Here is a 22,151-nt window from a genome sequence, read left to right on the forward strand (position 1 = left end):
CACTGGAGGCGAGGAATGCCGCAAAAGTATCTGTTGTTTGGCTTAGTAGTGATTTGCTTCACTATTTTATTATTTACCTGGATGGTTCGTGATTCGCTATGTGAATTACAGCTCAGGCAGGGAAATATTGAGCTGGTGGCATTCTTAGCCTGTGATATTAAACAGTAAGAGCATCTGGTGGGGAGCTATCCCCACCATGCTTGCGGTGTCAGGCATTCTCAATGCACCCTTTCATTGTTCACCAAATAAATCATTTGCCTCCTGATATCAGGAGGCCTTTTTATTTTTACACGATCGTTGAATAAAACAGACTTGCAACGCATACCGGAGTGTGGCTATCCTATGGCCCGACGAATTCCTCGTCTCACCGGAGCGCGCCCCACAAATGAACAAACACGACTGATGAATTTCACGCCTTACCTCGCAGACGTTGCGGGTAGGGGAGTATTGATTTCATTCAGGAGTGCTTATGGCTCATTGCGCCCAATCCCCTTCTTTTATTTTGCATCAGGTCACCTGTCAGTTTTCGGCGGGAGATACGCTTTTCGGTCCGCTGAATTTATCGCTGGCACCGTCGCTTTGCGGCCTGGTTGGCCGGAACGGCGTCGGTAAGACGCGTCTGCTGCGTTTGCTGGCGGGCCTTGATTCTCCTGCCGGCGGCCATATCGAGCGCGCCGCCGCCGTTGCCTGGGTGGCGCAGCAGCCGACGCTCACGGCAGAGACTACCCTCGCCGCGCTACTGGGCTATGCGTCGGTATTTGAGGCCTTGTCCCGCCTTGAACAGGGGAAAGGGCTGGCAGAGGATCTCGAGTTGCTGGATGGCCACTGGGATCTGCCCGATCGCCTGAGTTCAGCCTTCCACGCCGCCGATCTCCCGGCATTCGCAGCCGATCGGCCTGCCTATTCGCTCAGCGGCGGCGAACGGATGAAGGCGCTGCTGTGCGGCGCCTTCGCCTCGGGTGCCAATTATCTGCTGCTGGATGAGCCCACCAATCATCTGGACCGTCAGGGGCGGGAGTGGCTCTACCACCAGCTGGAAAACTGGCAGGGTGGGGCGCTGATCGCCAGCCACGACCGCGAGTTGCTGACCCTGATGCCAGAGATTATTGAGCTGACGTCGTCAGCGTTGCGCAGCTACGGCGGCAACTATGATGAATATCAGCGGCAGCGTGAGGCGGAACAGCAGGCCGCACGCGCGGCGCTGCAACATGCCGCTATCGAACGGCGACGCACCCGCGCACGAATGCAAAAGGAGCATGACGCGGCCCAACGGCGCTCGGCTCAGACGCTGCGTACCGTTGATACGCTAAATATCGCCTCGTTTGAACGTGTGAAATACAAAGGTGCGGCAAAAGAGCGGCCGGGAACGCTGCGTCGCCAGCATCGTGAGCAGAACAGTAGCCTGAATGCCGCCGTGCAGCAGGCGCGGGAGCGGGTGGAGGACGATAACCCGGTGATGTTCACGCTGCCGGGTAGCGAAGTGGCCGCCGGGAAGCAGGTGCTGGCGCTGGAAGCGATGCAGTTAGCCCATTGCCCCGCCGCCCCCCTCGACTGGTGCGTGGATGGTCCGATGCGCATTGCGCTTAAGGGACCGAATGGCTGTGGCAAAACGACCTTGCTGAAAACGCTGCTGGGGCTGGAGCCGCCTGTTGCAGGCGATATCCGGCTGTCGGTGAGCACGGCTTATCTGGATCAGCATCTGACGCAGCTGGATCTGTCGTTATCGGTGATGGCGCACCTCGGCCTGGAAGATACCCCGTTAGATGAGGGCCTCCTGCGCACCCGTCTGGCGCAGCTCCAGCTGGGCGCAGATAAGGTCACTCTGCCGCTGGCGGCGCTCAGCGGCGGCGAGCGCCTGAAAGCGGCCCTGGCGTGCGTGCTCTGGCGACGCGAGCCTGCCCAGCTGCTTTTGCTGGATGAGCCGACCAACCATCTCGATTTAGCATCGACGCAGGCTATTGAACGCGCGCTGGCGGCGTTTCCTGGCGCGATGGTGGTGGTGTCACATGATGAGGCGTTTTTACAAGGTCTGAAGCTGACCCATAGTCTGGCGTGGCGGAAAACGGGCTGGCACTTTTCCCGGCTCTGAATGCTTAACCGCCGCCAGCACACTCTGGCGGCGGCGAACGACAGATAAAAAAATCCCCGCCATCAGGCAGGGATTCTCGATTCTTAGCGGCTTGAACTTACAGAGAAGTTACGTTGCCAGCTGCCGGGCCTTTAGCGCCGCTTTCGATGGTGAAGGACACTTTCTGACCTTCGTCCAGGGATTTGTAGCCATCGTTCTGGATAGCAGAGAAGTGTACGAACACGTCTTTAGAGCCATCGTCAGGAGTGATGAAGCCGAAGCCTTTGTCAGCGTTGAACCATTTTACGATACCAGTCATTTTACCGGACATAGTGAATTACCTTTAAAAAAATAAGTGAGCCTTGCGGCGTAGCGGTCTGGACTACAGATTTAAAGCGATAAAGGGAAAGTTCACTACGGGGGTATCTTTGGATAACCTTAGAAGGACTGCTCTATTCGACTGCTCTGTGGTCTGTACATCAAACCTGCGAGCATTAACGCACGTTCAGCACCTGATAGCAAACTTTTTTTACGGTGCAGCGGCAAAAGCTCCCTTACTGGCCCCTACCGCTGCGCGCTGGATTAATCGAGTAACTGCCGTGAAAGCTGTGGATTGGCCTGAATCAGGCGCATCAATTTCAGCTCGGTGGGAGACGGTCTGACCCGTCTCGACTCCCACTCTCTTACCATGGAGACGCTCACGCCCATGACGTTGGCAAAGTCGTCAATCTTAAGTCCAGTGCCTTTACGCAGTTGCTCAAATTCACTAAACACAGTGGACTTACGGTTTGAGGTAAGTATCTGATTATCATCCTTAAATACGATGTGTTCCAGGCTGCTCAGCAGTTCAAACACAGGATCTTTATATTCCATTGAGAACTCCTTTTATCACACAGCGGAAGAGATTTTTTATAAAGCTCTTTAAGAATAGTCAGAAAACGGCGAGAAGGATGGTCACGTCCGTGATTATTTGCCAACAGGCTATTGGATCGGCTCCGGCAGCCAAACGGCAGCGGAGCTTAAGAGAATGAATATTAACGGTATGAAGTCGCTTCGAAAATTTTTGTAAACGGGTAAGAAAAAAGCGGCAAAGCCGGCGCAGCACCGCCGGCTCGTCAGTCAGGCCTTCTGCAGACCTCTCGTGTCGTCTTTCGTCGCCGGCGCGGATTTACTGACCCGGTATTTAATCAGCAGCGCGATGGCAGACAGGAACGCCGGGATGGCCAGCAGGGTGAAAATAGTCTCAAACGAGAGCTGGGCCTGCATCAGGAAGGCGCCGCTGAACGCGCCGAGGATGCCGCCGAAGCGGCCAATACCCAGCATCCAGGCGACACCGGTGGCGCGCCCTTGCGTCGGGTAGAAGCCTGCCGCTAACGCCGGCATCGACGACTGCGCGCCATTCATAATGCTGCCGGCGATAAAGACCATCACTCCCATTAGCGCCAGGCTGCTGGTGGAGAACCCGACCAGGCAGACAAAAACGCCGGTCAGCAGCCAGCCAACGGCCACCACCTTATTGGGGTTGATCTTGTCCATCAGCGCGCCGAGGATCAGCACGCCAATTCCGCCGCCCAGCGGGAACAGGGCGGTGATAATGGAGGCCTGGCTCATCGAGGCGCCGGTTTCGCGGATCAGCAGCGGCAGCCAGCTGGTCAGGAGGTAGAAAATCAGCAGGCCCATAAAGTAGGTCAGGCACAGCATCACGGTTCCCACGGCGTAGCGAGGGGAGAAAATGACGCCGATAGCGGACTTCTCTTTTACCTGGCCGGCTTCGCGCAGTTCAAATTCCACCGTCTCCGGCAACGGTGCGATACGACGCAGGATCGCGGCAATCCGCTGCGCCGGCTGCTGCTTCACTACCAGATAGCGGGCGGATTCCGGCAGCAGGAAAATTAATGCCACCGCCAGCAGGAGGGGCATCACGCCGCCCAGCACCAGCACGCTCTGCCAGCCATAATGTGGGATCATCCAGGCGGATAAAAAGCCGCCCAGCGATGACCCCATCGGAAAGCCAACGAACATCAGGTTCACCAGCAGCGCCCGACGCCGCTCCGGCGCATATTCGCTCATCAGCGTCGCAGCATTCGGCATCGCTGCGCCAAGGCCCAGACCGGTCAGAAAGCGCAGCAGCGTCAGCTGGTTAAGGCTGGTGGCAAAGGCGGTGAGCAGGCTGAAGCCACCGAACACTACGATCGACATAATCAGCACTTTTTTGCGCCCGATTCGGTCAGCCAGCGGTCCCGCGGTTAAAGCACCGACCGCCAGGCCTACCAGCGCGGCGCTCATCACCGGGCCGAGGGCTGATTTTTCCACGCCCCATTCCTGGACCAGATCGGAGGCGATGAACCCGATGATTGCGGTGTCGAACCCGTCCATCGCGACGGTGATAAAACAGAGCGCGAGGATCATCCACTGGTAGCGGGTGAAGGGGTGCTCGTTGATAAAGGCCTGAATGTCGATGGTTGTCTTAGTCATACGGCTTTCCTGGCAGACTGAGCGAGGGACAGAGGTTTATTATTATCGTCGCCTTCGCGTCGTTGAGTTTGATTTGTGCGATAATCGAACGTATCGCCGTTAATCGCTCATTCATCAAATCATTGAAGTGGGAGGCAGGCAATCCAGGCGCGCGCCAAAGCGTGCGATTATCGTCCGCTTTAGGACGCTACGCCGGGCGGAGACTTTGCATTCCCATTAAAATCAAAAAGTTATTAGACATTTACCGGCACAATGTGAAGGCCATATTTGTGATGCGCGTAACAGACGCTGCAGGCGCCGACGGCGGCGGGCGGAATGGCGTTTTTCCTGCGTAAGATTAGCAGTAAAGGGTATCCTGCGAGGCCGAGCTGGACTATCCTTGTCAGCGTCTGGCACGTGTGTGCCGTTGTGCGCTTTTTTTGGCTGAAAGGAGTAAAAAAATGGCGACAGGAAAGTCCTGCTCTCGCTGGTTTGCGGCTATGGCGGCCTTATTGATGGTGGTTAGCCTGAGTGGGTGTTTTGATAAAGAGGGCGATCAGCGCAAAGCGTTTATCGACTTCCTGCAGAATACGGCGATGCGTAGCGGCGAACGTCTGCCGACGCTGACCGCCGATCAGAAAAAACAGTTTGGGCCGTTTGTTTCTGACTACGCGGTGATTTACGGTTACTCGCAGCAGGTGAGCCAGGCGATGGACGCCGGTCTGCGCCCGGTAGTGGACAGCGTCAATGCGATCCGCGTCCCGCAGGACTATATGACCCAGCGCGAGCCGCTGCGTCAGGCGAACGGCGCGCTGGGCGTGCTCAGCCAGCAGCTGCAGAATGCGAAAATGCAGGCCGATGCCGCGCATGGCGCGCTGAAGCAGGCTGACGATCTCAAGCCGGTCTTCGATCAGGTGTACGCCAAGGTGGTGACGGCGCCAGCCGACGCGCTGCAGCCGCTGATCCCGGCCGCGCAGATCTTTACCCAGCAGCTGGTTCAGGTGGGGGACTTTGTCGCCCAGCAGGGGACGCAGGTGAGCTTTGTCGCCAACGGCATTCAGTTCCCCACCTCCCAGCAGGCCAGTCAGTACAATGCGCTGATTGGGCCGCTGGCGGCGCAGCATCAGGCGTTTAATCAGGCATGGACGGCAGCGGTCAACGCCACCCGTTAATGCCTCATCTGGCTGACGTTGGCTGCGGCGAACGGGCAGGATGACGGACAGGATGCAAAAAGAACCCGGGGAAGGCGATAACCGCCGCCACCCGGGTTTTTTTATGGCTTACTTAACCTGCGGATTGACGCAGTTTTTCTCAACGTTACCGTTCAGGGCATCGATCAGGTTGTCCACCGCGCAGGCCGCCATGTTGTAGCGCGTCTCATGGGTGGCGGAGCCGATATGCGGCAGCGCGACAACGTTTGACAGGCTCAGCAGCGGAGAGTCCTTGGCCAGTGGTTCGTGCTCGAACACATCGAGACCGGCAGCGTGAATTTCCCCGGCCTGCAGGGCGGCGATCAGCGCCTGTTCATCCACCACCGGGCCGCGCCCGGCGTTGATGAAGATGGCGGAGGATTTCATTTTGGCAAACTGCGCCTGACCGAACAGATGGTGCGTCTCTTCGCTCAGAGGCAGGATCAGGCAGACGAAATCGGCTTCCTGCAGCAGGGTATCGAGATCGCAATAGCGGGCGTTGAAGCGCTCTTCCGCCAGCGGATGCTGGCGGCGCGCGTTATACAGGATTGGCATGCCGAACCCGAAGTGGGCGCGCTGCGCCAGCGCCATACCGATACGGCCCATGCCGACGATACCTAAGGTTTTATGGTGCACGTCGGTACCGAACCAGTCCGGGCCAATGCTCTTCGTCCATTCACCCGCTTTCACGCGTTCAGCGACCTCAACCACCCGGCGGGCGGTGCTCAGCACCAACGCCATAACCGTATCGGCGACGGTCTCGGTCAGTACGGTCGGGGTATGCATCAGCAGCACCCGGCGGGCGTTCAGCGCCTCGACGTCGAAATTGTCATAGCCAACTGAAACCGTGGAGGTCGCACGCAGCTTCGGCATTTTCTCCAGCAGCGCGGCGTCAACCTTTTCACTGGAGCCCAGGAGGCCTTCAGCCTGGGCAAAGGCCTCTGCGTGCTGCGAAACGGTTTCCGGCCGCAGGTTTTTCACCTGAGTGACGGAAAAGTGCTCCTCCAGACGCTGTAGCAGGTCGTCGGGAAGTGTTTTATAGAGAATGACAGACGGCTTCATGCGAATCTCCGTAGTGTGAGTCGTTCAGGCGTGATGAGCGCCAAGTGGAAGGTTTTGATTATTAGCAGGCTTAACAATCAAAGTCAGCCATACTGAGGCGAAAAGCGCCACCCCCATGAAAATATAGGAAGCTGCGGGGCTGCCGGTGGCACCGTTCAGGTAGCCGACAAACCACGAGCCGAAGAAGGAGCCCAGGGCGCCCATACTGTTGATCAGCGCCATGGCCCCACCGGCGACGTTGCGCGGCAGCATTTCCGGAATAATGGCGAAGAAGGGGCCGTAAGGGGCATACATTGCCGCACCGGCCACCACCAGCAGGGTGTAAGATACCCAGAAGTGGTTGGCGCCGACCGCCCAGGAGCCGATGAAGGCCAGTCCGCCAATCAGCAGCAGCGGCCAGACGAACAGTTTGCGGTTCTGCAGCTTATCGGAGGCCCAGGAAACCACGATCATGGCGATAGTGGCCGCCAGGTACGGGACGGAAGAGAGCCAGCCCACTTCCACCATCCCCATATTCTCACCGCCGCTGCGGATAATCGACGGCAGCCACAGTACAAAGCCGTATACGCCGATACTCCAGGCAAAGTACTGGGCACAGAGCAGGATCACGTTGCGGGAGCGGAAGGCCTCGCCATAGTTACGCACCGCTTTGATGCCCTGCTGTTCACGATCCAGTTGTTCCTGCAGCGCGGCTTTTTCACTCTCTGCCAGCCAGCCCACCTGTGATGGTTTGTCTTTTACCAGCACCCACCAGCAGAAGGCCCAGATCACCGCCGGGATGCCTTCGAAGATGAACATTTCCCGCCAGCCAAAAGCCTGAATCAGATAGCCGGAGACCACCGACATCCACAGGACCGTCACCGGGTTACCGAGGATCAGGAAGGTGTTAGCGCGAGAGCGCTCTGATTTAGTGAACCAGTTGCTGATATAGATAAGCATCGCCGGCATCACCGCAGCTTCGACGACACCAAGGATAAAGCGAATCGCCGCCAGCGCCGGAATATTATGCACAATACCGGTCAGCGAGGCGCAACCGCCCCACAGGATCAGGCAGATAAAGATCAGTTTGCGAACGCTGCGGCGCTCTGCATAGATAGCGCCGGGGATCTGGAAGAAGAAGTAGCCGAGGAAAAACAGGGCCCCCAGCAGGGAAGAGATCCCCTTGGTGATCCCCAGATCTTCGGTAATGCCAGCCGCGGAGGCGAAGCTGAAATTGGCACGGTCGAGGTACGCCAGGCTGTACGTGATAAACACGATTGGCATGATGTACCACCAGCGTTTCGTTGCATTTGTTGAATTATTCATAGGCTTGCCTCTGTCAATGAGGTGACATACGTCCGCCGAAACGGACGCTGCTGTGCCGCGCTGCAGGTAGGGTACAGGACGGCTGTTATTGTTGCGTATAAACGTTATTCACCCAGCGCGTCGCGGGTGGGTAGCCCTTCGCTATCGCCCTGGACCTGAATTGCCAGCGAACCGATTTTATTGCCGCGATTCACCGCCTGAAGCAGGGTTTTGCCTTCCAGTAGGGCGCTAATCACTCCGACGGCAAAGCCGTCACCGGCGCCGACGGTATCGACGACGTTATCGACTTTAATCGCATCAACCGTTCCCTGTTCGCCGCTGGCGCTCTTGAACCAGGCGCCGTCGCAACCCGTTTTAATGACCACCGCTTTGACGCCACGGGAGAGATAGAAATCGGCAATCCCTTTCGGAGTCTGCTGGCCGGTAAGAATCACGCCCTCTTTTAAGCCTGGCAAAACCCAGTCAGCCTGGAAGGCGAGACGGTTGAGTTTCTCCACCATCTCGGCTTCGCTTTTCCACAGCACCGGGCGCAGATTGGGGTCGAAAGAGAGGGTTTTTCCCTCGGCTTTCATTACCTTCGCCGCATGCTCGAGCAGCGCATATGAGCTTTCAGAGAGCGCGGCGGCCACGCCGCTCAGGTGCAGATGGCGGGCGCTGGTGAAGTAGTCGGCGCGAAAATCATCCGGCGACAGATGGCTGGCGGCAGAGCCTTTGCGGAAATACTCCACAATGGGATCGGTTCCATTTTCGACTTTCGATTTCATCTGCAAACCGGTAGCGAAGCGGTTGTCGATGGCGACAGCGTGGCTATCGATCCCCTCTTTCGCCAGCGCATTGAGCACAAAGCGACCAAAGCTGTCGTTGCCGACGCGGCTCACCCAGCCGACCTTCAGACCCAGACGGGCGAGGCCGGTGGCGACGTTTAGCTCGGCCCCGGCGACGCGTTTCATGAAATGCTCCACCTCTGCCAGGTCGCCAGTCTCGGTGGCGACAAACATGGCCATGGCTTCGCCGATGGTGATGACATCTAAATTTTCCACGGCTTAATCCTCACGTAACAGGTTGACGTAGCGGCGGGTCACGGCCGTCAGGTCATGGCCAGTCAGCGGAAACTCGATTCCGCGCGGCGCATCGGCGGGTAGATTATCGAGCAGGGCCAGCCAGCGGGCAGAGGCCTGATCCGGCGGTACTGCGCGGAATTTCTCATGATGAGGCTCCGCCGCTTTAACATGAATATAGCTGACCGCTGGCGCAAGATGGCGGGCCGCCTCTTCCGGCGAGTCGCCGACCCACAGCCAGTTGCCCATATCAAAGGTGAGGGTGACCGGCAGCTGATGGACCCGGCAGGCGGCTTTGAAGCGCTGCATCGGCGCCAGCTGGCCGCAGTCGGTCTGGTCATTTTCCACCACCAGCGCCATGCCGCTGTCGCTGAGAATATCGCGCAGGGTGTCCAATTGTTGATTGTGGAGGAAATGGCCAAGAGAGAGTTTCAGCCACAGGGCATTCAGGGTCTGTGCTTCCGCGAGCAGCGCCGGGAGTTCCGGGTTGAGCTCGCCGTTGTCAGTGAACAGCGCCTGCGGCGCGGAGTAACAGGCCAGCAGGCCATGGTGCTCAATGGCGGCTGCCAGCGCTGGCAGGGCGTTGAGCTCGTGCGCGCTGAACAGTTCGCGGCGGATTTCGACGCCGTCCGCGCCAGCGTCGGCGATAAACGGCAGGACGGCGGCCTGCCCGCCTAAGGATTTAACATGGTCGTTACCATACGCAGCGGTAACGACAATAATTTTTCTGGCCATCGCGCTCTTACTCCCGGCGTTTGTTGCTTAATCTCCTTATTACGCTAGATGGTATCGGTTCCATAAGAAAGGACGAGATGTTTAATTTATGATCGCCATCACGAAGGAACGTTAACGGGAAGTTGAGCCGCGGACGATAAGTTCTCCGGAGAAGACCCGCTCGCAGATTGGATCGTTCGTGCCCGCAATGCGCCGAATCACCTGTTCCACCGCCGCGTAGCCGATCTGCCATGTTGGTTGTTTGAGAGTAGTGATACCGACGCCCGCCAGCTCGGCCCACTCCAGTTCGTCGAAGCCCAGCAGGCCGATATCGCTGCCCCAGATCAGGCCGACGCGCTTCAGGGCGCGGGCCACCTGCAGCGTCAGCGCGCCGTTGGCGGAAATGACCGCTTTGCGCATCCCGCGGTGGCGGGCATGGAACTGGCGCAGGACATTATCCAGCATCGCGCCGTCGTTGAGCTGCACCTCGGCGTTTTCGGCCACCACGCCGTGATGGCGGGCGAGCGTGGCGCGGAAGGCGCTCAGGCGCTCGCGGCGGGTATTCACCGAGCCCAACGGTTCGCTGAGAAACAGGATGGCCTCAAACCCTTTTTCCACCAGGTGTTCGGTGGCAGTGGTGGCCGCCTGGGCGTTATCAAGCCCGACCACATCGCAGGCGAAATCGGGAATTTTACGGTCAATCAGCACCATCGGCAGGGCCGACTGCTGCAGGCGGTTCAGGCCATCCTCACGCATGCCGACCGCGTTGACCACGATGCCCTCCACCTGGTAGCTGCGCAGCAGGTCGAGGTAGTGCAGCTCCTGATCCAGCTCATTATTCGTATTACACACCAGCAGGGTGAAACCTTTTTCCCGACAGGCCGCTTCAATGCCGCTCATCACATTGACCGAGTAGGGATTGGTGATATCGGCGATGATCAGGCCGATAAGGCGGGTTCGGCCGTGCTTGAGGCCGCGGGCCATCAGGCTGGGGCGATAGTCGAGTTCGGCAATGGCTTTTTCAATACGTGATAACAGATCGTCGGAAAGCAGATGCTTTTCGCCGTTAAGATAACGTGAAATGCTGGTTTTGCCGGTCTTTGCGGCTTTCGCCACATCGCTAATGGTTGCACGCGCCGCTTTCGCCATGGTGGCTTCCTTTGCTGAAAATCTGCCAACACCTTAGCGCGAAAAATAGCGATATCAAGCATTTTGCCCGGCAGAGCGGCTGCCGGGCGACATGAGTATGCGCTTACTGTAGCGGGCTGAGGGTGATTTCCACGCGACGGTTCTGCGCTTTGCCTTCCGCCGTGCTGTTGCTGGCGATCGGGTTCGCCGGCCCCATGCCGGTGGTGCGAATGCGGTTGGCGGCCACGCCCTGGGTGATCAGGGCGCTGGCGACGCTGTCCGCACGCTGCTGCGACAGGCGCATATTCAGATCCTTGCTGCCGGTGCTGTCGGTGTAGCCGACCACGTTAACGGCGGTTTTCTCATACTCTTTCAGCACCATGGCCACGCCGGTCAGGGTGTTGGCGCCGGCCGGTTTCAGGTTGGCGCTGTTGCTGTCAAAGGTGACGTTATTCGGCATGTTCAGCACGATATTGTCGCCATTTCGCGTCACGCTGACGCCGGTTCCCTGCATTTTTTCCCGCAGTTTCGCTTCCTGCACGTCCATGTAGTAACCGATGCCGCCGCCGACGGCCGCCCCGGCCGCCGCACCGATCAGCGCGCCTTTGCCGCGATCGTGTTTGGAAGAGGAAAGCGCGCCAATGCCTGCGCCCACTAAAGAGCCAATGCCTGCGCCAATACCGGATTTCCCCGCTTCACGCTCACCGGTATAGGGGTTGGTGGTGCAGCCAGAAATCGCCAGGGTGCCGCTGACCAGCGCCGCAATCATAAGTACGCGTTTTTTCATTTAATGTCCTTAATCCTTTTTATTCTTTGTCACAGCGAACGTGACGGTTGATTATGACGCGCGATTACGTAGAAAATTCCCCGGATACCATCTCATTTTGTAAATAACATTGAACGGTGCCCATCACGCCGTCACACACCTGCATTCGCTGACCAGGAGCCGCCCTTGCCAACCTCATCTGCAACCAAAACCATCTTAACCGCCGCCCACTGGGGACCGATGCTGGTGGAAACGGACGGAGAAAACGTCCTCTCCTCTCGCGGCGCGCTGGCGACGCCGTTTGCCAATTCGCTGCAAACGGCGGTACGCGACCAGGTCCACAGCAAAACTCGCGTGCGCTACCCAATGGTGCGCAAAGGCTTTCTTGCTTCACCGGACCACCCTCAGGGGATCCGCGGTCAGGATGAATTCGTGCGGGTGAGCTGGGATCAGGCGCTGGATCTGATCGATGCCCAGCACCGCCGCATTCGCGACAGCTACGGCCCGGCCTCCATTTTTGCCGGCTCCTACGGCTGGCGCTCTAACGGTGTCCTGCATAAGGCGGCGACGCTGCTGCAGCGCTATATGAGCCTGGCGGGCGGCTATACTGGCCATCTTGGCGATTATTCCACCGGCGCGGCGCAGGCGATCATGCCTTACGTCGTGGGCGGCAATGAGGTGTATCAGCAGCAGACCAGCTGGCCGCTGGTGCTCGAGCATAGCGAGGTGGTGGTGCTGTGGAGCGCCAATCCGCTGAACACGCTGAAAATTGCCTGGAACGCCTCCGATGAGCAGGGGATCCCGTGGTTTGACCGGTTGCGTCAGAGCGGCAAGCGTCTGATCTGCATCGATCCCATGCGATCGGAAACCGTCGATTTCTTTGGCGACGCGATGGAGTGGATCGCCCCGCATATGGGCACCGACGTCGCGCTGATGCTGGGGATCGCCCATACGCTGGTGGAGAATGGCTGGCAGGATGATGATTTCCTTACCCGCTGCACCAGCGGCTACGACATTTTTGCCCGCTATCTGACCGGAGAAAGCGACGGTGTGGCGAAAACCGCCGACTGGGCGGCGGCGATCTGCGGCGTTGAAGCAGATAAGATCCGCGAACTGGCGAAACTTTTTCACGAAAACACCACCATGCTGATGGCCGGCTGGGGCATGCAGCGCCAGCAGTTTGGCGAACAAAAACACTGGATGCTGGTCACCCTGGCCGCCATGTTGGGGCAGATTGGCACCCCCGGGGGCGGGTTTGGTCTTTCCTACCATTTCGCCAACGGCGGTAACCCAACGCGCCGCGCGGCGGTGCTGGGATCGATGCAGGGGAGCGTGGCGGGCGGTGTGGACGCCGTAGAGAAGATCCCGGTCGCGCGGATCGTCGAGGCGCTGGAGAATCCGGGGGCGGAGTATCAGCACAACGGCATGGCGCGACGCTTCCCGGATATTCGCTTTATCTGGTGGGCCGGCGGGGCCAACTTTACTCATCATCAGGACACCAACCGGCTGATTCAGGCGTGGCAGAAACCGGAGCTTATCGTCATTTCCGAATGCTTCTGGACCGCCGCCGCGCGCCATGCCGATATCGTCCTGCCGGCGACCACTTCGTTTGAGCGCAACGATCTGACCATGACCGGGGACTACAGCAATCAGCATCTGGTGCCGATGAAGCAGGTGGTCGCCCCGCGCGATGAAGCGCGCGACGATTTCGCAGTCTTTGCCGACCTCAGCGAACGCTGGGAGGCGGGTGGTCGCGAACGCTTCACCGAAGGGAAGCGTGATTTGCAGTGGCTGGAGACCTTCTATCAGCTGGCCGCCCGGCGCGGCGCCCAGCAGCAGGTGACGTTGCCGCCGTTTGCCGAATTCTGGCAGGCTAACCAGCTGATTGAGATGCCGGAGGAGCCGGAGAATGCCCGTTTTGCCCGCTTCGCCGCCTTCCGCGCCGATCCCCAGGCCAACCCGCTGAAAACGGCGAGCGGTAAAATTGAGATCCACTCGCCGACCATCGCCGCCTTTGGCTACGCCGACTGCCCGCCGCACCCGATGTGGCTGGAGCCCGACGAGTGGCACGGCAACGCTGAAGACGGGCAGCTACAGCTGCTGTCGGCCCATCCGGCCCACCGTCTGCACAGTCAACTGAACTACTCCGCGCTGCGCGAACGCTATGCCGTCGCCGGGCGCGAACCGTTGACTATTCATCCGCAGGATGCGCAGGCGCGTGGGATTGCCGATGGCGATCTGGTGCGGGTGTGGAACGCCCGCGGCCAGGTGCTGGCCGGCGCGCTGGTGACGGAGGGGATCCGCCCGGGCGTGATTTGCCTGCATGAAGGGGCATGGCCCGACCTGGATCCGCAGGTGGGCATTTGCAAAAACGGGGCGGTGAACGTGTTGACTAAAGATATCCCGACATCCCGGCTCGGCAACGGTTGCGCCGGGAACACCGCCCTGGCGTGGCTGGAGAAATATACCGGCCCGGCGCTGCCGCTTACGGCATTTGATCCGCCGGCCAGCGCATAATCCAGGTCGGGTGCTGGGTATCGTCCTGCCATGCGCAGTCTTCAATCCGGAAGCCCTGCGCATGGTAGAAGCTGACCGCTGACTCGTTCTTCTGGTACACCTCAAGGCTAAGCCAGGCGTAGTGCTGCTTGACCTCATCCAGCAGCGCCCGCCCTATACCCTGGCGGATGGCGTCCGGCGCGACAAACAGCGCACCGACGAAACGCGACTCCAGCACACTGACAAAGCCTTTTAACTCGCCGTCCTGCTCCCAGACCCAGGTGCTGGCGGCGGGAAGATAGACATCCCGTACCACCGCGACGCTGTCGCGCCAGTAGCTTTCACTGATAAAGGGATGGGCATGAATCGTGCTTTCCAGCCACAGGGCCAGCAGCGGAGCGGTATCTTTAGTGTCCCACTTGCGGATCATCCTGACCTCCAGGGTGACAGAAGCAGCCGGTGACATGGTCGTTAACCAGTCCACAGGCCTGCATAAAGGAGTAACAGATTGTCGAGCCGACAAACTTAAAGCCGCGTTTTTTCAATGCCTTGGACAGCGCATCGGAGGCCGGCGTCGTGGTGGGGATTTCCGCCAGCGTCGCGGCGCGGGTTACCTGCGGCGCATTGTCGACGAAAGACCAGACAAAATCAGTGAACGACTCGCCATTTTCTTCCATCGCCAGATACGCCCGGGCGTTGCCGATAATGGCCTGGATTTTTCCCCGATGGCGAATGATGCCGGCATTCTGCAGCAACTGCTCGACATCGTCTTCCCCCATTGCCGCCACGCGCACCGGGTCGAACTGATGAAAGGCCTGGCGATAGTTCTGCCGTTTCTTTAACACCGTGATCCACGACAAACCGGCCTGCTGGCCCTCCAGGCAGATCATTTCAAACAGCTGGCGGCCCTCTTTTTGCGCCACACCCCATTCGGTATCGTGATATTCGATATATAACGGATCCTGACTCACCCATCCGCAACGCTGCATAGCTATTTCTCCCTCTGCGCTAAAAAAGTGGACGCCCCGGCTTGACGGCTGAAAGATAAAGATAATAGTTAATACAGGGAAATCGTATCCCCAAAAAAACACAGCAATATTGCCGATTCGGCTCTTTTCTGGAGTCGCATTAATGATAATAAAGAAATGCAATGGCCTCCGGGGGTTCTTGATCCCGGCGAGCGTATCCGTCTGGATGTCGTGTGTCTCTGGAGCGAATGCCTGGCAACAGGAATATATCGCTATCGATACAAAAAGTAATACGTCTGAACGCTATACCTGGGATAGCGATCACCAACCACGTTATGAAGATATTCTCGCCGAGCGGATGAAGTCCTCGGAACCGCCCGGCGGCCTGGCGCTAAACCAGGCCCTGGCACCGCCGGAGAGCAACCATGGTCTGAGCGTCGGCTGGAATTATCTGCTGGCGAATGGCATGACCTCCGGGCCAGTAGCCAGCCTGCGCAGCGACATCACCACCCCGACAGTGCGAAGCGCTGGCGAGACGGGGTATGTCAACACGCTCGGCTGGCGCATGGATTATCAGTCGCTGTGGGGTGTGCATCCCTGGGCGCAGGTGAGCTACAACCAGTCGCTCGCCAGCGATGCCTGGACGCCGTCCTCCCGCACCAGAGAGGGCGGCTGGGGTGATGTGACCCTGGGCGCCGATATGCGCTTAGGCTCCCATGTCGCGGCGTGGGCGACGCTATCACAGGCGGACAATGTTCCATCGGGGGAAAATACGCTCTATCTGATGGGGGTCAGCGCTAACTTTTGACCCGAGATTGTTACGGGTTTGAAACGATGTGGTTATTGTTAAATCTCAGTAATGGCGCATTTCTGTGAGATAGCGCACACTAACTTTTTTCCTGAAATTCGCGGAATGAATGTCATGCAATGTCATTCGTTCCGTCATTAATGCATTTCATTCCCTGCTGATGGCAGTTCATGCCTTTTTCCCCCACTGGATGAGGGGCCTTCGCTATTGTGGCAGCAGTTAATTTATCAGGACAACTGCTATGAACGCTGCAAATCGTCAATCGACCCGCTGGCTTACGCTAATCGGCACCATCATCACCCAATTCGCTCTTGGTTCGGTTTATACCTGGAGCCTGTTTAACAGTTCGCTGTCTGACAAACTGGGCGAGCCGGTCAGCCAGGTGGCTTTCTCCTTTGGCCTGTTGAGTCTTGGGCTGGCGCTCTCTTCGTCGGTTGCCGGCAAGCTGCAGGAACGTTTTGGCGTGAAGCGCGTCACCATGGCCTCCGGGATCCTGCTCGGCCTGGGCTTCTTCCTGACCGCGCACTCCAGCAGCCTGATGATGCTGTGGCTGAGCGCGGGCGTGTTGGTGGGTCTGGCGGACGGCGCCGGTTATCTGCTCACCTTGTCGAACTGCGTGAAGTGGTTCCCGGAACGTAAAGGCCTGATCTCCGCCTTCTCCATCGGCTCCTATGGTCTTGGCAGCCTGGGGTTCAAATTCATTGATTCCCACCTGCTGGCCACCGTTGGCCTGGAAAAAACCTTCGTCATCTGGGGCGCTATCGTGCTGGTGATGATCGTCTTTGGCGCGACCCTGATGAAAGATGCCCCGAATCATCCGGCGACCACCGCGGCTAACGGTGTCGTGGAAAATGATTTCACGCTCGCCGAATCGATGCGTAAACCGCAGTACTGGATGCTGGCGGTAATGTTCCTGACGGCCTGCATGAGCGGTCTGTATGTGATTGGCGTGGCGAAAGATATTGCCCAGGGGATGGTTCATCTGGATGTCGCGACGGCGGCCAACGCGGTAACGGTGATCTCAATTGCGAACCTCAGCGGCCGCCTGGTGTTAGGTATCCTCTCCGATAAAATCTCCCGCATTCGCGTAATTACTATCGGTCAGGTGGTCTCGCTGGTGGGTATGGCCGCGCTGCTGTTCGCCCCGCTGAACGCGATGACCTTCTTTGCCGCTATCGCCTGTGTGGCCTTTAACTTCGGCGGCACCATCACCGTCTTCCCGTCGCTGGTGAGTGAGTTCTTTGGCCTGAACAATCTGGCGAAAAACTACGGCGTGATTTATCTGGGCTTCGGTATCGGCAGCATCTGCGGCTCCCTTATCGCTTCGCTGTTCGGCGGCTTCTACGTGACCTTCTGCGTGATTTTCGCCCTGCTGATTCTCTCGCTAGCGCTGTCCACCACCATCCGTCAGCCAAAAAGCAGTGTATATAGCGAGGCGCATGCCTGAAACTGATTGCGTGAATCGAGCACCCTGATTAACTCCCTAAGCAAATAGTGCCAATCCAGCCAAATGTTTTGTAAATGTTTGGCTGGATCACATTCCCTCCTGATACTTTTCCCGTTCCCTGTGGTCTACTTATCGCGCTTTGTAGAGGTTTCTGATAACCAACCCTAACGCACCCTATTAGCCTACTGACTCGTGCCATAGCGTCAGGCGGTGTTTTATTCTTCTTTTTCCAGGTTTGCTTGCATGAAATATATTAGAACGATGACGCAGCAGAAGCTTAGTTTTTGGCTGGCGCTGTACATCGGCTGGTTTATGAACGTCGCCGTTTTTTTTCGGCGTTTTGATGGTTATGCTCAAGAGTTCACTTTCTGGAAAGGGCTTTCCGGCGTTGTTGAACTGGTTGCCACGGTATTTGTCACCTTCTTCCTGTTACGTCTGTTGTCGCTGTTCGGCCGCCGCATCTGGCGCATTCTGGCGACGCTGATTGTCCTGTTTTCTGCCGCCGCCAGTTACTACATGACGTTCCTCAATGTGGTCATTGGCTACGGGATTATCGCCTCGGTGATGACCACCGATATCGACCTGTCGAAAGAGGTGATCGGCTGGCACCTGATCCTCTGGCTGGTAGTGGTGAGCGCGCCGCCGCTGCTGTTTATCTGGAGTAACCGCTGCCGCCATACGCTGCTGCGCCAGCTGCGTACCCCAGGTCAGCGGGTGAAAAACGTGCTGATCGTCGTGCTCGCCGGGCTGATCGTCTGGGGACCTATTCGCCTGCTCGAGCTGCGCCAGCATGACGTTGAGCGCCATTCGGAAGTCGATATGCCGAGCTACGGCGGGGTGATCGCCAACTCCTACCTGCCGTCAAACTGGCTGTCGGCGCTGGGGCTGTACGCCTGGGCGCAGGTGGATGAATCCTCCGATAATAAATCACTGATTAACCCAGCGAAGAAGTTTACCTATGTCGCCCCCGAAGGCCTGGATGATACCTATGTGGTGTTTATCATTGGCGAAACGACCCGCTGGGATCATATGGGTATTCTTGGCTACAACCGCAACACCACGCCAGAGCTGGCGAAAGAGAAGAATCTCGTCGCTTTCCGCGGTTACTCGTGCGATACCGCCACTAAGCTGTCGTTACGCTGCATGTTTGTACGCCAGGGCGGAGCAGAGGATAACCCACAGCGGACGCTCAAAGAGCAGAACGTTTTTGCGGTGCTCCATCAGCTGGGCTTTAATGGCAACCTCTATGCCATGCAGAGCGAGATGTGGTTCTACAGCAACACGATGGCCAACAATATTGCCTATCGCGAGCAGATTGGCGCCGAGCCGCGCAACCGCGGCAAGAGCGTTGACGATATGCTGCTGGTGGAGGAGATGAAGCGCGGTATGGCCCAGGACAACACCTCCGGTAAGCACCTGATCATCCTTCACACCAAAGGCTCACACTTTAACTATACCCAACGCTACCCGCGCAGCTTTGCGCAGTGGAAGCCGGAATGCGTCGGTGTCGACAACAAGTGCTCAAAAGCGGAGCTGATTAACTCCTACGATAACAGCGTGACCTATGTCGACCACTTTATCGTTAGCGTCCTCGACCAGCTGCGGGACAAGAAAGCGATTGTGTTCTATGCCGCCGATCATGGGGAATCGATTAACGAGCGCGAACACCTGCACGGTACGCCGCGCAAGATGGCGCCGCCGGAGCAGTTCCGCGTGCCGATGATGGTGTGGATGTCGGATAAGTACCTGGAAAATCCCGATCACGCTGCCGCGTTTGCCCATCTGCAGCAGCAGGCGGCGATGAAGGTGCCGCGCCGTCACGTCGAGCTGTACGACACCATTATGGGCTGCCTCGGCTATACCTCGCCGGATGGCGGGATCAATGAGAACAACAACTGGTGTCGCTGGAAAAAGTAAGGCCCGGGGTTTATTTTCAGATTCTCGGGTCTGTTCTCTCTTCCTGAGCCCAGGATAAGCTAATCCCTCGCTGGTAACCGCCCGCGAGGGATTTTTTTTCGCACAGTGGATGTGTCTGACAAGTTGCCTCTTCTTTTGCTGCTCCTCCAGTCTTCTCGCCCCCTGTGCACATGCTTTTCATGGAGAGAAACGATGAAAATAATCAAGGGATTAGCCATGCTGTGCCTGCTGATGCTGGTTGGCTGTCAATCCGAGGAGGAGACCAGCCGGTTTCTGCTGGCCTGTAAATATGATGCGCCGGCGAGCATCGAGGCGATGCTGAATAACGGCCTGGATGTGGATGGTCAGGACAAAAGCGGCTTAAGCGGTTTGATGGTCGCCGCCGCGGAAAATCGTCGCGATGTGGTGGAATTGCTGCTTAAGCGTCAGGCGAAGCCAAATCTCCAGACGCGCCAGGGCGTTACGGCGCTGATGCTGGCGGCGGCGCGAGGTAGCGATACAGCGATTATCCGCGATCTTCTCCAGGCGGGAGCGTCTGTGAATCAGACCACTGTCGACAAGAGCACGGCATTGATGTCCGCCATCTCCGATGGCGGCGACGTCAGAAGCGACTATCAGCATATTCTGGCAATGAAAAAGCCCGATGCGCCTGTCGAAGAGAAAAGCACGCTGGACAAAATTGTCGGCGCAACGGCGGAAAAATCGCTGGCGACGGGCAACCGTGCGCTGATGACTGAAGAGATGGCGTTACAACTGGCGCCCGGTGCGTTTAAGAAAAACGTCGACGAGATCGTGGCGCTGCTCCTCAAGCACGGGGCGGACGTGAAGGCCGTCAACGCTTCAGGAGAATCGGCTTTTTTCCTCGCGGTCGATCACGCGCGTTCGGCGGAAACGATCACGACGCTGGCCAACGCCGGGGCGGACACCAGCCTGGCGGATAAATCCGGCACCACACCGCTGATGCTGGCGGCCGCGGGAGATGATCCGAATCTGGTGCTGGCGCTGTCGGCCTCCGGGGTGGAGGTGGACAAACCGAACCGTGAAGGACTCACGGCGCTGCAGGTGGCGGCGGGGCAGGGGGCGCCCGCGGTAATTGCGGCGCTGGTGCAGCGTGGTGCAAAAGTGGACTTATTATCCGCCAACGACCTGAGCCCGCTGATGCTGGCAGTCAAAATGAATAACAAAACGAATGTCGAGGCGCTTCTCGAGGCTGGCGCTAACGTCAATCTCAGCAATAAAGAGGGCTACACGGCGATTGGCTACAGCCGGGCCGGCGAGGTTCGCCAGTTGTTGCTGGCGCAGCATGCCGAGCTGAAAGGGCAGGCTGCGCATATGGCGCAAAGCGAACTGCAGTTTTGCGCCAGTACGTTCGCCGATAAGCTGGCATACAGCGATATCGCCCGCGCGGTGAATAACGACACCCGCCCGGACATCATGCGCCACCAACTATCCTGCCCGGAGCTGGGCGAACTGACGATGCTGCTGGGGGATTTTAAATTTAAACCGGCAGGCTCCACCTATCTTGGTGAGCCGGTGACCTGTAAGGTATCCGAGCATCGCAAAGCGTTTGAGGTCAGCTGTCGCTGAAAACGATGACCTGCCGGCGATTCGCTGCTCATACTGCTGAGTTTCTCGCCGGTTGAGCGATTTTTTCAAAATAAGGCATTGACGGGTAGGCATCCCAGCAGTAAGATGCGCCCCGCATTCGGTGATTGGCGCAGCCTGGTAGCGCACTTCGTTCGGGACGAAGGGGTCGGAGGTTCGAATCCTCTATCACCGACCAAATTCGAAAAGCCTGCTCAACGAGCAGGCTTTTTTGCATCTGTGGCCTGCGAGGATGAGAACCTCCGGGGGCAGAGGTTCGACTCGAGCGAAGCGAGAGAACGTTGCGACAGCAACGGCCCGCAGGGCGAGCCACGAAGTGGCGAGTCATCCTCTATCACCGACCAAATTCGAAAAGCCTGCTCAACGAGCAGGTTTTTCTGCATCTGTGGCCTGCGAGGATGAGAACCTCCGGGGGCAGAGGTTCGACTCGAGCGAAGCGAGAGAACGTTGCGTCAGCAACGGCCCGCAGGGCGAGTCACGAAGTGGCGAGTCATCCTCTATCACCGACCAAATTCGAAAAGCCTGCTCAACGAGCAGGCTTTTTTGCATCTATGGCCTGCGAGGATGAGAACCTCCGGGGGCAGAGGTTCGACTTGCGTTCCGTAGGCCCGCGCAAGCGCAGCGCCGCCGGGCATCATCAGTGCGCTACCGGCAAATATCCATCAGAATCACAAAAATCGTCTTTACCTCGGTTTCCTGCCGTCTGTTCGCTATTTTGTGACATCTTCCATTGCATTTTTTTATCGATGAACAGATCTTTTTTCGCGAAGCTTATGGCTCAATACAGCATTTTCCGCTGTGCGTTTTAACGTTCACGCTATTAATCGCTCACATATTGGTCACATAGCAAGAATTTTTTCTCATTTGCTGGAATTGTTTACCACCAGATGTTGCGAATTATTGAGCTATTTATGCTGCTTATTTGCCAGTAGCATAAATTTCTCTGCTGAAAATAGCGCCATCAAGTTTTTTTAATCTTTGCCTGCGGTTTCTCACGTCGGATGTAAAACCCGGCTGGCTGTATTGACGTTTCTCCATTCTGTTGACAGATTGTAGGGCATGAGGGGCATTTCATGGAGAATCCGTACTGCAACTCAGTCGTTTTAGCGAACGGAATCCCCATCTCTCTCAACGCCTTCGGGCACCACCGACCGGACCGGGTAAA

Annotated in this window: 19 protein-coding genes, 1 tRNA gene and 2 other RNA genes; 11 read left to right on the plus strand and 11 right to left on the minus strand. The window is 57.8% G+C overall.

From position 1 onward, the window contains the following. The first annotated feature begins 15 nt into the window (after positions 1-15). Complete coding sequence (hokA, locus tag ACKLKD_RS24390) at positions 16-168, plus strand: type I toxin-antitoxin system toxin HokA (protein ID WP_025714077.1); 153 nt, start codon at positions 16-18, stop codon at positions 166-168. A 301-nt stretch (positions 169-469) separates the two neighbouring features. Further along, positions 470-2,089 carry an ATP-binding cassette domain-containing protein gene (locus tag ACKLKD_RS24395; RefSeq protein WP_087806099.1) on the plus strand — a complete coding sequence of 540 codons (1,620 nt, stop codon included), beginning with the start codon at positions 470-472 and terminating at the stop codon, positions 2,087-2,089. Between the two features lie 97 nt (positions 2,090-2,186). Here the strand turns inward: ACKLKD_RS24395 and cspE are convergent, their stop codons facing one another. The 3 genes from cspE to ACKLKD_RS24410 form a co-directional block, all read right to left on the minus strand. Next, positions 2,187-2,399: an RNA chaperone/antiterminator CspA gene (cspE, locus tag ACKLKD_RS24400; RefSeq protein ID WP_000014594.1), complete on the minus strand. Its 213-nt coding sequence runs from the start codon at positions 2,397-2,399 to the stop codon at positions 2,187-2,189. Positions 2,400-2,650: 251 nt separating this feature from the next. Then, a complete protein-coding gene (locus ACKLKD_RS24405) occupies positions 2,651-2,941 on the minus strand; it encodes an HTH-type transcriptional regulator (RefSeq protein WP_025714075.1) in 291 nt (96 codons plus the stop codon). 246 nt (positions 2,942-3,187) lie between these two features. Next, the gene (locus tag ACKLKD_RS24410; RefSeq protein WP_080897610.1) at positions 3,188-4,543 is read right to left on the minus strand and encodes an MFS transporter; all 1,356 of its coding nucleotides are present in this window, start codon (positions 4,541-4,543) and stop codon (positions 3,188-3,190) included. Between the two features lie 440 nt (positions 4,544-4,983). On the opposite strand from ACKLKD_RS24410, the gene ACKLKD_RS24415 reads away from it, so the two are divergent. Next, positions 4,984-5,694, plus strand: a complete 711-nt coding sequence (locus ACKLKD_RS24415) for a DUF3053 domain-containing protein (protein ID WP_002921929.1) — start codon at positions 4,984-4,986, stop codon at positions 5,692-5,694. Between the two features lie 108 nt (positions 5,695-5,802). Here ACKLKD_RS24415 and ghrB read toward each other — a convergent pair whose 3' ends face one another. The 6 genes from ghrB to ACKLKD_RS24445 form a co-directional block, all read right to left on the minus strand. After that, positions 5,803-6,774, minus strand: a complete 972-nt coding sequence (gene ghrB, locus ACKLKD_RS24420; protein ID WP_025714073.1) for a glyoxylate/hydroxypyruvate reductase GhrB — start codon at positions 6,772-6,774, stop codon at positions 5,803-5,805. Positions 6,775-6,798: 24 nt separating this feature from the next. Then, entirely contained in the window at positions 6,799-8,079 is a 1,281-nt protein-coding gene (locus tag ACKLKD_RS24425) for an MFS transporter (protein WP_080897609.1), read from the minus strand. Positions 8,080-8,183: 104 nt separating this feature from the next. Beyond that, positions 8,184-9,119 (minus strand): sugar kinase, encoded by a 936-nt coding sequence (locus ACKLKD_RS24430; RefSeq protein ID WP_087806102.1) that lies wholly within the window; start codon positions 9,117-9,119, stop codon positions 8,184-8,186. 3 nt (positions 9,120-9,122) lie between these two features. Next, on the minus strand, positions 9,123-9,872 hold the full coding sequence (locus ACKLKD_RS24435) for a sugar phosphate isomerase/epimerase family protein (protein ID WP_087806104.1): 750 nt from the start codon (positions 9,870-9,872) through the stop codon (positions 9,123-9,125). Between the two features lie 111 nt (positions 9,873-9,983). Continuing rightward, positions 9,984-11,000 (minus strand): LacI family DNA-binding transcriptional regulator, encoded by a 1,017-nt coding sequence (locus ACKLKD_RS24440; protein WP_025714069.1) that lies wholly within the window; start codon positions 10,998-11,000, stop codon positions 9,984-9,986. 103 nt (positions 11,001-11,103) lie between these two features. After that, positions 11,104-11,766 carry an OmpA family lipoprotein gene (locus tag ACKLKD_RS24445; RefSeq protein ID WP_025714068.1) on the minus strand — a complete coding sequence of 221 codons (663 nt, stop codon included), beginning with the start codon at positions 11,764-11,766 and terminating at the stop codon, positions 11,104-11,106. Between the two features lie 165 nt (positions 11,767-11,931). Between ACKLKD_RS24445 and ACKLKD_RS24450 the strand changes: the two genes are divergently transcribed. After that, positions 11,932-14,262 (plus strand): molybdopterin guanine dinucleotide-containing S/N-oxide reductase, encoded by a 2,331-nt coding sequence (locus ACKLKD_RS24450; RefSeq protein ID WP_087806106.1) that lies wholly within the window; start codon positions 11,932-11,934, stop codon positions 14,260-14,262. Here the strand turns inward: ACKLKD_RS24450 and ACKLKD_RS24455 are convergent. Further along, positions 14,231-14,671: an N-acetyltransferase gene (locus tag ACKLKD_RS24455; RefSeq protein WP_025714066.1), complete on the minus strand. Its 441-nt coding sequence runs from the start codon at positions 14,669-14,671 to the stop codon at positions 14,231-14,233. The genes ACKLKD_RS24450 and ACKLKD_RS24455 overlap by 32 nt on opposite strands. Continuing rightward, positions 14,649-15,230 carry a DNA-3-methyladenine glycosylase I gene (tag, locus tag ACKLKD_RS24460; RefSeq protein WP_025714065.1) on the minus strand — a complete coding sequence of 194 codons (582 nt, stop codon included), beginning with the start codon at positions 15,228-15,230 and terminating at the stop codon, positions 14,649-14,651. The genes ACKLKD_RS24455 and tag overlap by 23 nt, the downstream gene beginning before the upstream one ends. Before the next feature lie 205 nt (positions 15,231-15,435). Here tag and ACKLKD_RS24465 point away from each other — a divergent pair, with 205 nt between their 5' ends. The 7 genes from ACKLKD_RS24465 to ACKLKD_RS24495 all read left to right on the plus strand — a co-directional run bounded on the left by ACKLKD_RS24465 (position 15,436) and on the right by ACKLKD_RS24495 (position 21,496). After that, positions 15,436-16,017 carry an autotransporter outer membrane beta-barrel domain-containing protein gene (locus ACKLKD_RS24465; RefSeq protein WP_165931756.1) on the plus strand — a complete coding sequence of 194 codons (582 nt, stop codon included), beginning with the start codon at positions 15,436-15,438 and terminating at the stop codon, positions 16,015-16,017. A 241-nt stretch (positions 16,018-16,258) separates the two neighbouring features. Beyond that, entirely contained in the window at positions 16,259-17,464 is a 1,206-nt protein-coding gene (locus ACKLKD_RS24470) for an MFS transporter (RefSeq protein ID WP_025714062.1), read from the plus strand. Between the two features lie 243 nt (positions 17,465-17,707). Further along, the gene (gene eptB / locus ACKLKD_RS24475; RefSeq protein WP_025714061.1) at positions 17,708-19,381 is read left to right on the plus strand and encodes a kdo(2)-lipid A phosphoethanolamine 7''-transferase; all 1,674 of its coding nucleotides are present in this window, start codon (positions 17,708-17,710) and stop codon (positions 19,379-19,381) included. 192 nt (positions 19,382-19,573) lie between these two features. Further along, positions 19,574-20,968 (plus strand): ankyrin repeat domain-containing protein, encoded by a 1,395-nt coding sequence (locus ACKLKD_RS24480; RefSeq protein ID WP_080897605.1) that lies wholly within the window; start codon positions 19,574-19,576, stop codon positions 20,966-20,968. Between the two features lie 119 nt (positions 20,969-21,087). After that, positions 21,088-21,164: transfer RNA gene (locus tag ACKLKD_RS24485), tRNA-Pro, on the plus strand. Between the two features lie 34 nt (positions 21,165-21,198). Further along, positions 21,199-21,330, plus strand: a non-coding RNA gene (locus ACKLKD_RS24490) — RtT sRNA. Between the two features lie 34 nt (positions 21,331-21,364). Beyond that, positions 21,365-21,496, plus strand: a non-coding RNA gene (locus ACKLKD_RS24495) — RtT sRNA. Positions 21,497-22,151: the final 655 nt, after the last annotated feature.

This window comes from Klebsiella sp. 10982 (assembly GCF_048589245.1).
In the GTDB taxonomy this organism is placed as follows: Bacteria; Pseudomonadota; Gammaproteobacteria; order Enterobacterales; family Enterobacteriaceae; genus Klebsiella; species Klebsiella quasivariicola.